The sequence below is a fragment of the Cupriavidus sp. 207A1 genome, assembly GCF_057798955.1.
Genome location: NZ_JBYOJO010000012.1, coordinates 130,837 through 145,395, shown reverse-complemented (window position 1 = coordinate 145,395; position 14,559 = coordinate 130,837). Strand labels below are relative to the sequence as shown.

Below are 14,559 nucleotides of genomic sequence, written 5' to 3'. Positions count from 1 at the left end.
CCGGCCACATATAAACCGGCGAGCCCTAGGGCTCCCCTGCCAAGGCCCGCCCGGAGGACGTGCAAAGGCGCACGAACGAGAGGATACCGCTATCTGCTCGTCCGCTATATATGGGACAGGCTGTCAAACCTGGTCAGCCATCGACTGGATGACAAGGCAAGTTTCCCAAGAGAGGTGATACAGAACAATGCGCGTACTCTCAAATTTTCGGCAACCCACACCGATGTAGACCCCGTGCTTCGGAAACGAAGTCTTGACACTCTTGCCGAGAAGTCCTTGCGCTACTTAGGAAATCCGTTGCCGAGCTTGGCATACTACTGCTGTTTTCGGTTGTTGAAATTCGACATCGAGGGGTAGATCGTCCACATTTTTTAGCTGAGATGTATCATGGCATTCTCCCCAGACCAAGACGGTAGGTAACAGCGTGCAAACGCCAGTTGCATTATCCTTAGACCAACAACAACATCATGCGGCGGGATGGCAAATTCCGAAAAGCAGCGCATTCTGGCGGTCGACACGACGCTCTATGGCAAGGGACTCACCCACGCCTGGCGCAAGGCGAGCAACGGCTGTGACTTGATCATCCTCTCCCCGTACCTGACCTCCGGCACAGCCGAGAATGTGCTCGCTGGCGCCGGACCGAGTCGCATCTACTCGCTCTTCGACGCCGAGACCTTTGCCAACGGCTCCTCGTCTCTAGCGACCATGTCGGCCATCCTCGCTGCCGGCCACCAGATCTTCTGCATCCCGGAGCTCCATGCCAAGGTCGTCATAGCACCGGAACGTTTCGCCAGCGTGGGGAGCCAAAACCTGACCCGCGCCGGCACGCGTCGAAGGGAAATTACCGCAGCCTTTGCAGATGTAAGGACGCCGCGAGCGATCATGGAGATGATCGAGCCGTGGATCAAAGAGGCGTGGGAAGTCACGCCAGAGCTGGTTGCTGCGATGGAAGAGGAAATCAAAACGCTGCGCCCGGCTTTTAAGACAGCACAAGCCAAAGCCAGAGCGGCTCAAGATCGCTTCGAGCAGTTACGGCAGGAAATCGCCGCCCGTCAGCGCCTCGCGGAGAAGCGCCGACGCCATGCCGGCCTCTCGCGCCTCCACGCATATGCTGAACATAGCCGGATTCCCTCCGAAGAAGTTTTGGGCACGGTCAACTGGCGCTACTCCAAGGGGCAGGCAAGCGCTATGCTCTACTCGCTGATGGCCAAGTCGCGCGACACGCTGACAGAATGGCTAGTCGACGGCGTGCCAGTCTCCCTAGCTCGGGAACATCGATACCTTTGCCTGTTGGAAGACACAGGAGAAATCGGATGGGCCCGCCTAGCCACGACCCGGATCTCCTTCATCAGTCCGTTTCGCGATGACTACAATGCGATCGACATTGATGAGCACAGCTTCAGTCTTGTCTTCCGAGGGCTAAGAGGCGACAAACTCGGGGCAGCAAACCTCCAAATTGGCATTTGCTTTCAGTACTTCCGCCGCCCCCATATCAATGTACTAGCCTACTTTGACAGCGCATCGCTGGAGATCATCGACATCTCGCCAAGCGACGACCCGTTTGAGAGCCCCGAATACAACGACAACATAATCGCTTGGATCAGCGCGAACAGCCAGGCATTCTGCGCCCAAACACTGCACAGCATGTTGTCCGTTTACCAGCCCGACGAAGACCGCCTCGACGGCGCGCTCGTTCGCCAGTTCTTTGGTGACACGGACACGGACATCTACCTGCGAGTTTCCAGACTCGATGGCGAGAATTTTTTCCTCGCCCGTCGCGGCCACTACAACGCACCCTGACCACCGCCTACAATCGACATCGAATTGGCTGGCATGGCCATAGTTAATTCGCCGTTGCGTGCCGATATCGCTTGCACACTGCGAGCGCATAGGAGATTGATACAACTCTATCTGGCATTATCGCAGAAGCCGGCCAACCTAAGCTATCAATGAAGGATGCGAATTGGCGACAGTGTTCCAAGTAATAAATGAAGATGGCTTGCAACTGGATGCCCATTTCTCCGTGGACCAGTCGGACATCATCTTGCACAGCCGAGGTGGCGTGAAAGGTCAACGTACGGCCGTAAATGCGGACTATACGAAAGCTATGCTCTTGTTGCTCAACAGGCTTTCGCGAGTTGGGATTCCTATCCTGGGCGTGTGGGTCGATAGCAAAACGGTCCAGTCACTGCCCCCCAGTGCGAGATCGATCCTTGACAACTCCGAGGGGAGTCTATCGCCGGAACGAATTTGCAGCCTGTTGAGCAGTCGCATGAAAGATATCCGCAGCGATCCAAATTCAAGCGCAAAGGGAGGCAATTCGACGAAGCGCATTAGAATCGCGACCGGTTTCAGGGGCTCCAGTGAAGACTTGGCGACCCGGCTCGGAGGTCTCGCGGTCGACGGAGATCTCCAACGCACGGAAAGGCTACCTGCCGACGTGCTGCGTCAAGCTACACCCGAATACGTCTGGCTCGCGGTTCAGCAACTACTTGCGGGCAAGGTGCAACATCCCTTTGGGCCTTCAACTAACTATGACCTGATCGCTGACAATGGCCGCCGCCTTCCGCCCAAAGCCGTCTTTGGACTTGCACTTTCGATGGCGCTCGATGGTGTACCGATCGAACCGAGACATTTTACCGCCGGGGGGATGTGCTTCGCGTTGTTGCGGGCAGCGGGATATCGGATCGTGCGCAAGGACGAGGCGTCCGAACGTACCGACAGCGAAACCTATATCGACATGGAGTGGCGTGAGGGTAGCGTCAAGCTCAAATCTCACTTAAAGCGGGAACGGGCCCCCGGCCTCGCAAAAGCAAAGAAAGCGCAATATCGTCGATCGCACGGACGGCTTTCGTGCGAACGATGCGGCTTTGATCCAGTGGTCCACTATGGAGTTCAAGAGGGTGAGGCATGTATCGAAGTTCACCATTTCTCCACTTACGTTAGTGAAATGGCGGAAGGTCACAGAACCACTCTCGACGACGTCCAATGTCTCTGCGCCAATTGCCACAGACTAGTTCATAAGATCTTGAGCGAACAGAAAATGAAGGGCTGAACTGTAGGCTGGATCAAAAAATGATATTGTCACATCATATTCTCGGTCCACGGAAAGCCCTTAACTCCACGCGTACTCAGGTCTACGCCGCGGACACCCAAATATTTGTATCACCGGCGAAGGTCGGCCCATCGCTCAGGGATTTTGGATATTTGCCACCAAGATCGCCTGACTCCAAGACCTGACGAGCCACCTGTACTCACGAACCCGACCGATGCCCAGTTTGCGTACTCCCGTTAGTACCATGTCCTAATGACCGGCTCGACAGGCGCCAAGGCGCCACGTCAATTTCGTACGGACATTAATGCGTCACTGCTTTGCCCGTCATTTGATGTTCAACTTCGGCGAGAGCGCTGTCCACCCAATTCCGTCAAGCCCGCGTGTCTGCGCCCATCGATCGAGCATCGGCATTGCGGCGGGTGCGTGCCTCCTGGAGTCGCCACGCGCCGACATGCTTCGAGCAGTTCTTCTCCGGCATCCCTTCGCGCGTTGAGCGCGCGCCTTCAACACTCGTCGCCTACAGCACGCGTACAGGCGGTCCACCTTCGTCAATCACCAGCGTTATGCGCCCGACCTTTGCCTGACGAAGGAATTGGACTGGTGCGAGAGGACCATCGTTAAACCCCTACTATTCCAACGCCGGCCATTCCAGATACTGCTGCGACCCATCAGTGATGTGTCCGGGAAGCCATCCGAGGCGCTCTTCGGCATCAACCGATTTGAGGCCACATTCCCAGATCACGATTACCTTCCAACCAGCGGCAAGCAGTTTCCCCACGGCAAGGCAATCCCGTTCGACGTTGGCGGCGAACTTGCGTTGCCAGAACTCGACATTCGTACCGGGGGTCGTGGCAAGGCGGCATTTAACATGGCGGTGCCAGAAGCAGCCGTGAACCAATATGGCGGTACGAAACCGCGGCAACACCAGATCCGGAGTACCCGGAAGCGAGCGATCATGCAACCGGTATCGGAAACCCGCCTTGTGAAGGAATCGCCGCAGGCGCATTTCCGGTCGGGTGTTCTTGGCCCGGATACCGGCCATCATCCGCGAGCGCGTCTCGACCGAAACTACATCGACCATCCAGTGTGCCTCCCGATCCGGGTCATTGGCTGAATTGCTGCTGCAGGAAGCTAGGTACTGCGCGCGCGTTTCCCTGCACTCGACTGGAAGCCGCGTTCCTGGTAATGTCCCGCTCTTGAAAGCTTTTCTGCCCGTCTTGTGATGCAAAGATCAATCCCTATCCCCGTCGTCGACTTGTTTGCAGGCCCTGGGGGGCTTGGCGAAGGCTTTTCGGCACTCGATGATGGTAAGGCGTTCCGCATCATCGTTTCCGCGGAGATGGACAAGTCTGCGCATCGCACTCTGCGACTGAGGGCATTCTATCGCCTGCTTAGGCGGGAGGACGCGGTTGCGCTCAAGCCGTACTATCGGTTCTGCAACGGGACAGCGGACACTCCGTGGGACATGGCCACGGCGGCTGCATGGGAAGAAGCTGGCGAGGAAGCACGCCAGATCACGCTGGGTACGCCGGAAGGCAATGCCGAGCTCGACCATGCCATCTCGAAAGCAGGACTGGGCCCGAACAAGCCTTGGATACTCATCGGTGGCCCGCCCTGCCAGGCATATTCGCTGGTAGGGCGCTCGCGGAATCGCGGTAAGGCGAACTACAAACCCGAGGAAGACCACCGGCACTTCCTCTATCGCGAATATCTGAAGATCATCCAGAAATACAAGCCGGCAGTTTTCGTCATGGAGAATGTCAAGGGAATCCTAACCTCGCGGGTGGGTGATCAGCAGATTTTCCATACCATCCTGGAGGACCTTGCCTCACCAGACATGGCCTTGGGTAAGCGGATACAGCACGAATACACGATCCACTCGCTGGCCTCGCCGGTCTTTTTCAATGGGGACATGTCTCCAAGCGACATTGACGCCCGGGAGTTCGTCATCAAGGCAGAGGACTACGGCATACCGCAGGCACGGCATCGCGTGATATTGCTCGGGATACGCACGGATCTCGGGGCGAAGCCCGGGCAGCTTCGGGCAATGGCCCAAAAATATGTCGAGGACGCGCTCAGCGGATTGCCCATGCTGCGCAGCGAACTGAGCAGGCGCGACGAACAGGTCGCTCCTTGGAGCCGCATCGTGAAGCGGCACCTGACCGAATTGCTGGACGAAGCGAAGGGCCGCCATGATCTGTCACCACTGCGCCGCGAACTCAGGCAGGCATTATCCCGCCTTTCGGACGACCTCAGCACCGGCGACCTGCGGCTGAAAAGGGCAAGGTCGGACTTCACGCCGCGGACAGAGCTGGAGCGCTGGTACCACGACGGCAACCTTAGGGTATGGCTGAACTCTGAGGTGCGTGGACATATGAGCAGCGACCTCAGGCGCTACGCATATTCGGCGGCCTTCGCGGAGGCATTTGAACACTCGCCGAAGGGGCACGAAGAGTTCTCGCTACTAAGCGGACTTCACCCGGAGCATCGCAACTGGAAGTCCGGCAAGTTTGCCGACCGGTTCAGGGTGCAGCAGTACGGTCGTCCTTCCACGACGATCACAAGCCATATCGCGAAGGACGGTCACTACTTCATACACCCGGATCCTGCGCAATGCCGCAGCTTCACCGTTCGCGAGGCGGCACGGATGCAGACGTTCCCGGACAACTATTTCTTTCAGGGAAATCGCACCGAGCAGTTCCATCAAGTCGGCAATGCCGTTCCGCCACTGCTAGCCTACAAGATCGCACAGGTTGTGGCTCAGCTCGTCTGAAAGCACTGGATCGTTGGAGCGGGCAGGAGATTGCTGAATCATGACCAAGAGCCTGATCCGACTGTCGAACCGATACTGCCTAAGCTAAGGAAACGTCCGCAGCCAGCGGTCTCTCGCAACTTTCTGCGGCCTCCCTCTCTCGTGGGGTAAATATCGCCCCGTTGCTTGCCGAGTTTAATATTTGACCGGAGCGGATCGCTCAGGGCGATAAGACTGGAGAGTTCATTGATCGAACGTCAAGAAACGGAGCTGCACTTCTTGCGCTCGCGGGAACCAATCCCGACCGTGGAAGTGGATATGGACAGCCTCCCCGAGAGGCTGCTCGGATATGGAGACACCGTTGTCGCGTCAATTCGGGGGATTGCCCATGACTCGCAAGAATTGCGGGCTACCATCTACGTCTGCCAGGGCGAGAGTGTCAATTTCGGAACCTATTCGTGGTCTGCCTTTGTCGGCATCGACGGCCCGATAGCACTGCTCGAACCGATCCTCTGCGGTTTCGAAGCCATCCCGGGGGTGCGGGCCAGACTGAGCGACTCCATTCGACCATCGCAGGAACTGTGCGAATTCCATATCGAGGATGGCAGGGTTTGGCGACCCCGCGATGCGATCACATGGTATGCCGAGGACGACGAGGACAATGACGCAGTGATAACCTGCGTCTGGCCCGACGATGCATTGGAAAGCGAGTCCGACCTGGAAAGCGCCGTAGTACCAGCCGAAGCAGAAAAGACAAGCGGCGGCGAAAGTCCTCGCCGGTACCGTGCTGCGCGCGGCGATGCAACGGTCGGCAGCATCCGGCGGAATATCGAACAGGTATTCGGCCTGCCGGCAGGGTCAGTGTCGCTATGCGGTCCCGATGGACATGCACTCAGGGCCGACGCCCGTATCGCAACGCTGCGTCGACGCTGGGAGTAGTCGCCAGCGACGTACCGGCTGATCCTTGCATATCAGAAGCGGGGATGATCGACTTACAAGGTTCTTCGCGTCCGCAGCCAAAGGCGAGCTTCAGTGATTGGTCACCAAGCCGTCGGGCACCTTGCCAACGAGCGTTTATCAAAGGCGCCTAGGATACCAGGTCCCCTCAACCGAAATACCCGCTTCATCAAAATGGTTGCCCATGCAGCGCGGAAAGATCCACATCGTATTCGATGGACACAATGCCGGCCGGGACCACGCCCGCCAAGAAGCTCGATGGCGTAATGCTAGGGAATTCATCGTTCACCGCGTAGACGGTTGACTCCAGCAGTCGATACGTCTCCGCGCGCGCGGCGCCGCCGGCGTGAAGCCCATCGCGGGCGAGCAATGCCTCCAGCTCCTCGACAGCCATGCCACATTCGGCGAGTCGAAGCACCACAGAATCGATGGAGTCGCCAGCCAACGACGGCTCGAATCGCTGGTGTATCAGGTGCAAGGGGACATGCCTCGAGCGACTCAACTGGAACTGCCCTGCGATATGGACCACCGAACCATAACGGCTCAGCGTCGACTTCACCTCGTACGATGCGCCGGCTGTTTCGATGTCCACCGAACCCTGCCGTGGACCGATCCACCTCGCATCGATACCTTGCGAACGGAGTCGCTCAAGCGCGAGCAGCTCACCAAGGGAGCTATATGCCCGGCGGTCCCAATTCGCATTACCCAGTAGTTGCCGCCATCGGTTCCACCATGCCAGGGGATCCGTTGTCAAATCCGCTCTGTCGTGTCCATCGATACCTGGATCGATAAACTGAGCGCAAACGACTGCAAATTCGTTGCGCAATGCTTCACAACCTGAATCCAGACGGAGCAATGTACGCACATGGCCTTCCACGTCGCGCTCCACTGTTCCCAGCTTTGCTCCTGCAAAAAACTCCAGGATATGCAAATTTGCGCTCAGGGGGACTGCGACGCCAAAGCGTCCATCCTCGCGAAACACCCACGCTTCGGATTCGGCCTGCCCCGATCTTACCGGCAGCATGGCGCCTTCCCAAACATTGGCAAAAGCCGCACGGATCTCCTGTACAACGTTCATTTTGTGCCGAACCCGAAGTTTTACTTGGTCTGGTCGATCTGCTGATACAGGGCCTCCACGTATTCGGAGACCCCTCCCCGGTACGCTGACGGCTCGACCATCACCACAGTGGCCGTATTGAGCTTCATCAGCTGCCGGATTTTTCGTTGCCCTTGAGGTCTCGCACCGGCGGCTCGGACCATGGCACGATAAAGCTCCACACGGAAGCCACGGCGCCCGGGGCGTTCAACGATCTGCACGATGTCGTCGGTCGACATGCCGCTTACACTGGCAAGGGTGGAGGCTGCATCGCCTTGCCACGAAAGATGGACGAACCACCAAATTGCGCGCAGCCAAATACGACTGCGATCTCGCCAGAAACGCGCCTCTTGGAATTCATCCCACCGGGACTGCACATAGTCCGGCAAGACAATAAGCGACAGATAGCGCCATATACCGTCATCGGCGGCATGACGCAAGCCGAACCCTCGCTCCCCCAATACTCTGTACAGGGTGAGACCTGCCTGGATATCGTAGGCACCCGCTTCGAGGCCACTCTTTGCGAAAAGCGGAAGCGAGTCGAGGACAGCCGCTCTAAGCTCGGGATAGCCTGGTGCTAACGACCCGGGCCGAATTGCATCGGCATCCTTCAGTTCGTTAAATTTTCGGCTGGCCGCATTGCGTGTAAATTTCGCCCAGTTCATTGCTTCTCCCGGGTCGTCCGAGCCGTGATGTCCACCCACGCCTGAATCGATCTGATCAGTTCTCTAGGCGACGAACAATTGAGATTGCCACGCTTCACCATCGACGCCGCAGCATCCACGATACTTCCGCGTGCCGCGGCAGCCGGCCGACCAAGAGCAATGGCATCAAAATCAACTCCTGGCTCGCCCTTGAGCTCCATGAGAAAAGTGGCAAGCCAAGATGCCATAACCTGGCAGAAGAGCGGCGTCCACGCTTCCGAACCCTGTTCGCGAAGCATTGAAAAGTCCGGGTGGTCCTCGTTCAGCGAGAGAGATAACCATACGGTGGAGAATTCATCTTCCGAAGGGTCAGACCAGTCATGCGTAAACCTCCAGAGCGGCTCGTCGGTGCCAAGCGCTTCCACCACAACCGGGAACAATGATCCATCCCCATCAATGACGAGACGTGTATCGAGCCCTAGCATACCGAAACGGAATCCGGGCATACGTGCCAGACCTGTTTCGTCCTCTTCCGGCGTACCCGCATCGCCAAGCACGAGCTGCAACGACAGTGTGCCAGTCCCCCGAAGCGTATTGGCCGGCAAGGTCAGCGTGAGTTGCGCTGGGATCGGCAAATCGGGTTGTTCCGGCAGGCTTAGCATTGCCGGGGTTCCGAGTATGCGCCAGCCCGAATCTGGCGAGAACCACTCGAGAGCCAATGCGAGAGTCGCGGAGCGCGGAGCAACCCCGTCTGGCCCGAAGAGCAGCCCGACATTTTGGATGCCATCGATACTACAACGTACCTCTAGGTCGTCTCGGCCGGGATCCCAGTCAGAATCGTGGCCAAGCGTATACTGCTCGCCCCATGCCCCTCGCGCCCCAGGAGTCGCTCGCGATGACGCAAACGTGATGGCAGGAGCAAATTCCATCTGCTCGACCAGCGCCGTGGTGAGTACGGGATGGGGTGGAATCGTAGATCGCTTCATGCTGGCTCGTCCGTTGTCTGTACTACAGCAGCGTGCAGAACCGGCCGTAGATTTCCGGCGAGCCTCCCGGACATGCGGATAGTCATTTCACCGTTGACGGTGGTGCCATCCATATTGGATTGCCATGGTCTTATTACCAGTAGCATCCTGTCAATTCCGAGAATGTCGGTGACGTGCGATCGAAGTTCATCGGTGATTACTGCCTGCTCGATCGTGAGCGGGAAAGGCCCAAGCCCTTCTTCGGTCCACTTGTCATAACTGATCACGCCGGACTCCGAATCCACCCCAAGCGATATCTGCCTACTGGTCAGCCCCTTGCCCCAATTCAATCGCCAGCAGATGCGCATTTCGTTTTCCCCGTATCGCACGTGTGTGACTTCAAGGTCGGGAAACTTGTGTGCGCCGCCATTGCGCCCTCCGGGGGAGCCACCTCCACTTGGTGGATCAGGTGGGACAGGAGCGATCCGGCCATCTTGCCCGAACCCTGCGGGGAGCAATCTGTCTGCAAGATTCCGTGCCGCGCGCAGAGATATGCTTGGAGTTCGAGCGGACACTGGCGCATTGAATTTTCCTAGTTCACTACCCGCCTTACCACGGATCCTAGTGATGATCGTGAGCCCAGCCTGATCTGCCCACTGATGGTGATCCGCTCTCTCGCATGATCGCAGATAAGCTTCAAGCGTCTGGTCCGGGTTCCTCAGTTTCTTGCGCACATCATCTTTTAGCTCCCTGTCCTTCTCCGGCACGTACAACCCCAGAAGAAACGCTTCCCCGGCTGGCATCTGTACACTTCCCCCCCATCCCTTGGAATCGTTGCTGTTGTCCCAGCGGATCACCATTCCAGGACCGCGCATGAACGCGACCAAAGGCCGATCCCGTTGCGTATGTTCTTGCGGGCTGAAAATGCAACGGTAGGGATCCGGCATGTTCTCCGGCTCGGTCATCTTGAGCTGTGCCGGGGTGAGGCGGACCGCAGTAATCCGCCCAGCGCTCGTTCCAGCTCTGAAGACCCCGCGTAGATCAATGGGCGCATCGAGCACGTCGGCTGGGCCGACACCACATTTATCAAGGTAGTCTTCACCGAGGCTTCCTTGATCAAGGCGGTTATAGAGTGCCTGCAAGACTTGGAACACCGGCTGCATGCGGGCGGTCTGCAGGCGCTGGCCATTGACGCTAACTGCGAGGGCCGCCCCTCCACGAAAGCGGGGGTTATCAATCCGGGCGCAGAACCACCGTTGCAGCGCCACGCGCACGTAGGACGCATAGTCTTTGAACCACCACGGCAATGGTTCCGCGTGTGCGCTGTCATCGCGCTCCTCGGGAGAAGCTTCTTCCTGCTGAGGGATCAGGTTGTCTTTTAGAAACGGGATGATGATCGCTGTACCGGTATCCTCTCCCGAATACGGCTGCACACCGATGGAACGTAGCAACGTCGCAATTCTTGCAGAATCAGTGAGGGGCAGGGGCGTGCCCGCTTCCCCTCCCCACCAAGCAATGCCCGTCGCCGAGTCGCGCTGAAGCCGGTTCTCGTCAGATTCATTTTCGACAAGACATGCAACAAGCCTCTCCTCGAAGCGGTTGTTCTGCAGGATCCGTGAGTAGTAGAGAACGAGGCCCACACCGACTCGGAAATAGCATGTCTTTCCGAGCCCCCAAGAGCCGCCAGACGTTTCATCGCTGCGGGTCCTGCCCACCTCGTACACGAGTTTCAGGAGATTTCCCCGACGCTGGCCACGTCCGACATCCTCGAGCCGAAGCGGTCCCGACAGGCCCTCTGTACCCTTGTCACGGATTTCGAGCATACGTCCGCCTTTGGGAAACAGGCGGAAGAGCACTGCCTTGTCGATGCCGGACTCGAAAAGGCCGGCAACCGCATCGGTTCCATGCGGCCGGATCGTGACATCGACAGTAACTTCGCTGCCGGCGGACTTCAATGCTGCATCCAGACTGTTTTGAACGGCCTCCCTGACCAGCAAGTCAAGCGGAATCATGGAGTCGTTCTGTAACGCCCGCAGCAGAGCGCTTCCGGACTCCTGCATGGGACCAAGGCTCAGCGGAAAATACTTCATCTGACGTCCCCGATCCCCGTGCCGGGAATGTCATCATCGTCGGCGGCCAGAACAGGTGGTATGCGTACGGTAAGATGCGTCGCATAGGACCGCTTGACATTTCTTGCGCCAGGAAGCCAAAGGCTGATACCGACGATGTCTTCCTCCGCGCCAAGCCTGGCTCTCTCGCTCTCCTTCTGTGCTTTGCGCATCTGCGCGCCGCTAGGTTGACTGTCCTTGTCAATCAAATACAGAAGCAGTTGTGGCGTCCTGTGCAGACCAGCCTTGGCGCGGCAATGCGAAACAAACTCGTTGGTGGGCTGCTCAGGTACCTCGTACGGGGTCTCGATATCCGCCAGAAGGTCCAATGGATCCCTCAGCACGCCAATGGAAACAGCATCGTCCCGGCTCGCTTTCGTGACGCGGGTGCGCGTTACGAGCCCCACGGCATGACCTTTTATTTCCCACGCCTTGCCTTTTGCAGACGTGCCTGCGGCAACAATATTCCAGTCTTCATAGCCTGCTGCTGCAGCCTGCGCCCGATACCATTTCAGAAACGGCGCAATATCCGAGAAGAACTGTGCATTTGGATGAAAAACCAGATCGCTCAGAAATTGCGCAACGGAATCGAATGCCACCCCACGCCATACTAGTGCGTTTCTCTGCAAAGCAGTCGTCGGGCCATTTTCAAGTCCTTCTAGAAATGCCATCGCCTTAGATCGGTTGCCTCGATGAATCGAGCCGCTGTTTTGTCCGGCATGGAAAATCGTTGTCTGTCGATTGACCCCTGAGAAGTCATACTCGGCGCCCTGGGCCTCGCTCATCCGGTTGCGAGCTGTCGGGCGCAACCACGATGCTCGGGGATGGGCGCGTACTCTCGGTCCGAATTCACTGGGATTAGCTCCCCCGTCCATGAATCGCTTGAGGTCGTCCCGCAGGTCCTCCTCGGCCAGTGTCAGGAATTCGAATTTTTCCTTGGTCTGCTGTGGCATCCAGATCCTGGGAAGCAGTTCGTATCCCCTTCGATAGCCGAACCAGCGCCCCATCTGCATGAGTGAATCGCCGAGAACCGACGCACGGAGAAAGTAAGTGCTGACGAGGTTCTCGATCGTGAGTCCGCGGGCGAGCGTGCTTCCACCTACCACGATGAAAGCCGTAGAGAAGTGCGGATAGTCCTTGGCATCCGGGTCAGGGTAGAAAAGTCGCCGCACCTCGTTTTCGTCGCTGATACCGTTGTTCGCGCAGTTGTCGATGCAGAGGTGGATACCCCGGTGATAGGCCATGGCGCCCTCTTTATCGAGCGGAATGGCGGTCACTCCTGTGAGCAATTCCCTTATGTGCGGGATCATCGCTTCGAACTCAGGATAATCGCGAAGACTATCGAGGCAGCCGTAGCCGGGGAATCGATCCTTGAAGTCGTCCCTACCGAGCATGGCACCCATTTCATCCCATGTCATCCGGCAGGCTGCAATGAAGGTTTCCTGATCGGCACTCGCCGCCAAAAGCATTGTGCGCACGGCTTCGGCGATATTGTCGTGATGATGCTGCCGTTGGCTGGTATGGACGAGCATGCTGACAGGCTTCGCGATTCCGTAGACGCGAAATGCTGCCGCCGCGCAGACGAACCAGCGCAGCGCATCCGCCAAGCTGTCGGGAATCGCCGCAGATGCTTCGTCATGCAGATCGCTGATCGCGCTTAAATCGTCGGACGAAATCGGGCTGACGATTCCAAGCGGTTCGATGCCGCGATCGGGTGCACCAAAGATCTGCGGCGGACCGAAATGCTTGTCCGACTGCTGCAGAGAGAGAATGAAGTCTTGGGGATACAGACCCTCACCGGGCCCTTCGTTAAGAAAGTTTGCTGCCGGCGTTGCCGTGTAACCGACATAGTTGACAGAGAGCGCCTTCACCTGTGTCAGGCTAATGATTGCCCGGTTGATAGTGGTCCGGACCTGCTCAGCTGCCGCGGTATTGATGCTCGCCTGATCCGCTTCGTCGTCGATTATCAGGATCCGCATCTGGCTCAGCGAAGCCTTATCTTTCGTGATCCAGTCGAGCAGATTCTTGAGACGCTTGGGATTCTTGAGACATACAACGAGATGGCGAGACGTGCTTCCCGCCCTGAAATGCTTGTCCTGTGCCCGCTGGCCGTGCGGGCTCTCGTCTGACGGCTGGTTGATAGCCTCCCAATGCAGGTTGCCAGAGTGATTCAGATCCTTCACAAGTCGGCGCAGTGTCTGCAGACGCAGATTCTCCAAGGTGCCGCTCAGAACAATCACGAGATTCCACCCATGATCTGCTGCCATGGCCGACAGCCCCGCGATACTCGCTGTCTTTCCCGACTGTACATGGCCGATCACCATCCCGCGCACGGGTGACATTCCTGCCGTCTTCTTTCTCAGCCGCTTCAGGATCCTGAGCGACGATTCCTCGATCGGCGCAATGGCCTCGCTGTCCCAGCCCTGACCCTGTAGATGGTCGCGGTATAGCTGCCATGACGAATGCTCGGCCTCAGGCACGTTGATGTTGGGCTCGGTCTCCTCTCGCCCGACGACGACGAGTGGACGTTTCGCGAGCGTCATCCTCGTCTCGGCTTCCTCTTTTGCATCAAGAAGTGCAATCCACGTCGTGCGTCGCTCTTGCGGCGTGGAACCAAGACTTGGCCACGACGAGAACGTCTGCTGGGAAATGAACCAAGAGTCCATTGCATCGAACGCGTGTTCTACCTGCGCCCGCAGGTCCGCCCAAGTCTTGCCTTCCCGCAATTGTCTTTCGATGTGAGCGCGATAAGGATCGAATTCGGGGTCGATGAGGAAATTCGTCATGGCCTTCTATCTATACGGTCTGAAATTGGGCAACATGAAATTTTTTGCCCCGCGCGTTCTCAATCTTGATATCCGCTTTGTGTTGCCTAGCGATATTGGCTCGTTAACCGAGTTGGGGCAGCGAATTGTGCCAAACGTCGTATGAATCGTTCATCGTTAAGGGCGTCTCCATCTTAGGCGATCTCTATACCCCACT

Annotated in this window: 11 protein-coding genes; 5 read left to right on the top strand and 6 right to left on the bottom strand. The window is 57.7% G+C overall.

Annotation, left to right across the window (positions count from 1 at the left end):
* The first annotated feature begins 477 nt into the window (after window positions 1-477).
* Both AC3FMM_RS21745 and AC3FMM_RS21740 read left to right on the top strand, forming a co-directional pair.
* On the top strand, window positions 478-1,800 hold the full coding sequence (locus tag AC3FMM_RS21745; RefSeq protein ID WP_488687461.1) for a phospholipase D-like domain-containing protein: 1,323 nt from the start codon (window positions 478-480) through the stop codon (window positions 1,798-1,800).
* Between the two features lie 172 nt (window positions 1,801-1,972).
* Window positions 1,973-3,055, top strand: coding sequence for an HNH endonuclease (locus AC3FMM_RS21740; protein WP_488687504.1), 1,083 nt, complete (start codon window positions 1,973-1,975; stop codon window positions 3,053-3,055).
* Window positions 3,056-3,683: 628 nt separating this feature from the next.
* Here AC3FMM_RS21740 and AC3FMM_RS21735 read toward each other — a convergent pair.
* Window positions 3,684-4,136, bottom strand: a complete 453-nt coding sequence (locus AC3FMM_RS21735; RefSeq protein ID WP_488687460.1) for a very short patch repair endonuclease — start codon at window positions 4,134-4,136, stop codon at window positions 3,684-3,686.
* Window positions 4,137-4,277: 141 nt separating this feature from the next.
* Between AC3FMM_RS21735 and AC3FMM_RS21730 the strand changes: the two genes are divergently transcribed.
* Both AC3FMM_RS21730 and AC3FMM_RS21725 read left to right on the top strand, forming a co-directional pair.
* Window positions 4,278-5,828 carry a DNA cytosine methyltransferase gene (locus AC3FMM_RS21730; RefSeq protein WP_488687459.1) on the top strand — a complete coding sequence of 517 codons (1,551 nt, stop codon included), beginning with the start codon at window positions 4,278-4,280 and terminating at the stop codon, window positions 5,826-5,828.
* Between the two features lie 225 nt (window positions 5,829-6,053).
* On the top strand, window positions 6,054-6,746 hold the full coding sequence (locus tag AC3FMM_RS21725) for a hypothetical protein (RefSeq protein WP_488687458.1): 693 nt from the start codon (window positions 6,054-6,056) through the stop codon (window positions 6,744-6,746).
* Window positions 6,747-6,933: 187 nt separating this feature from the next.
* Here the strand turns inward: AC3FMM_RS21725 and AC3FMM_RS21720 are convergent, their stop codons facing one another.
* From AC3FMM_RS21720 to AC3FMM_RS21700, 5 genes are read right to left on the bottom strand one after another with little or no spacing between them, the layout of a single operon-like run.
* Complete coding sequence (locus tag AC3FMM_RS21720; RefSeq protein ID WP_488687457.1) at window positions 6,934-7,842, bottom strand: PD-(D/E)XK motif protein; 909 nt, start codon at window positions 7,840-7,842, stop codon at window positions 6,934-6,936.
* A 20-nt stretch (window positions 7,843-7,862) separates the two neighbouring features.
* A complete protein-coding gene (locus AC3FMM_RS21715) occupies window positions 7,863-8,525 on the bottom strand; it encodes a DUF6339 family protein (protein WP_488687455.1) in 663 nt (220 codons plus the stop codon).
* Window positions 8,522-9,490 (bottom strand): hypothetical protein, encoded by a 969-nt coding sequence (locus AC3FMM_RS21710; RefSeq protein WP_488687453.1) that lies wholly within the window; start codon window positions 9,488-9,490, stop codon window positions 8,522-8,524. The genes AC3FMM_RS21715 and AC3FMM_RS21710 overlap by 4 nt, the downstream gene beginning before the upstream one ends.
* Window positions 9,487-11,559 carry an ATP-binding protein gene (locus AC3FMM_RS21705; RefSeq protein WP_488687452.1) on the bottom strand — a complete coding sequence of 691 codons (2,073 nt, stop codon included), beginning with the start codon at window positions 11,557-11,559 and terminating at the stop codon, window positions 9,487-9,489. Before AC3FMM_RS21705 ends, AC3FMM_RS21710 begins: the two co-directional genes overlap by 4 nt.
* Window positions 11,556-14,363 (bottom strand): Z1 domain-containing protein, encoded by a 2,808-nt coding sequence (locus AC3FMM_RS21700; protein ID WP_488687451.1) that lies wholly within the window; start codon window positions 14,361-14,363, stop codon window positions 11,556-11,558. Before AC3FMM_RS21700 ends, AC3FMM_RS21705 begins: the two co-directional genes overlap by 4 nt.
* Here AC3FMM_RS21700 and AC3FMM_RS21695 point away from each other — a divergent pair.
* On the top strand, window positions 14,362-14,508 hold the full coding sequence (locus AC3FMM_RS21695) for a hypothetical protein (RefSeq protein WP_488687450.1): 147 nt from the start codon (window positions 14,362-14,364) through the stop codon (window positions 14,506-14,508). The two genes, AC3FMM_RS21700 and AC3FMM_RS21695, sit on opposite strands and share 2 nt — an antisense overlap.
* The last annotated feature ends 51 nt before the right edge of the window (window positions 14,509-14,559 follow it).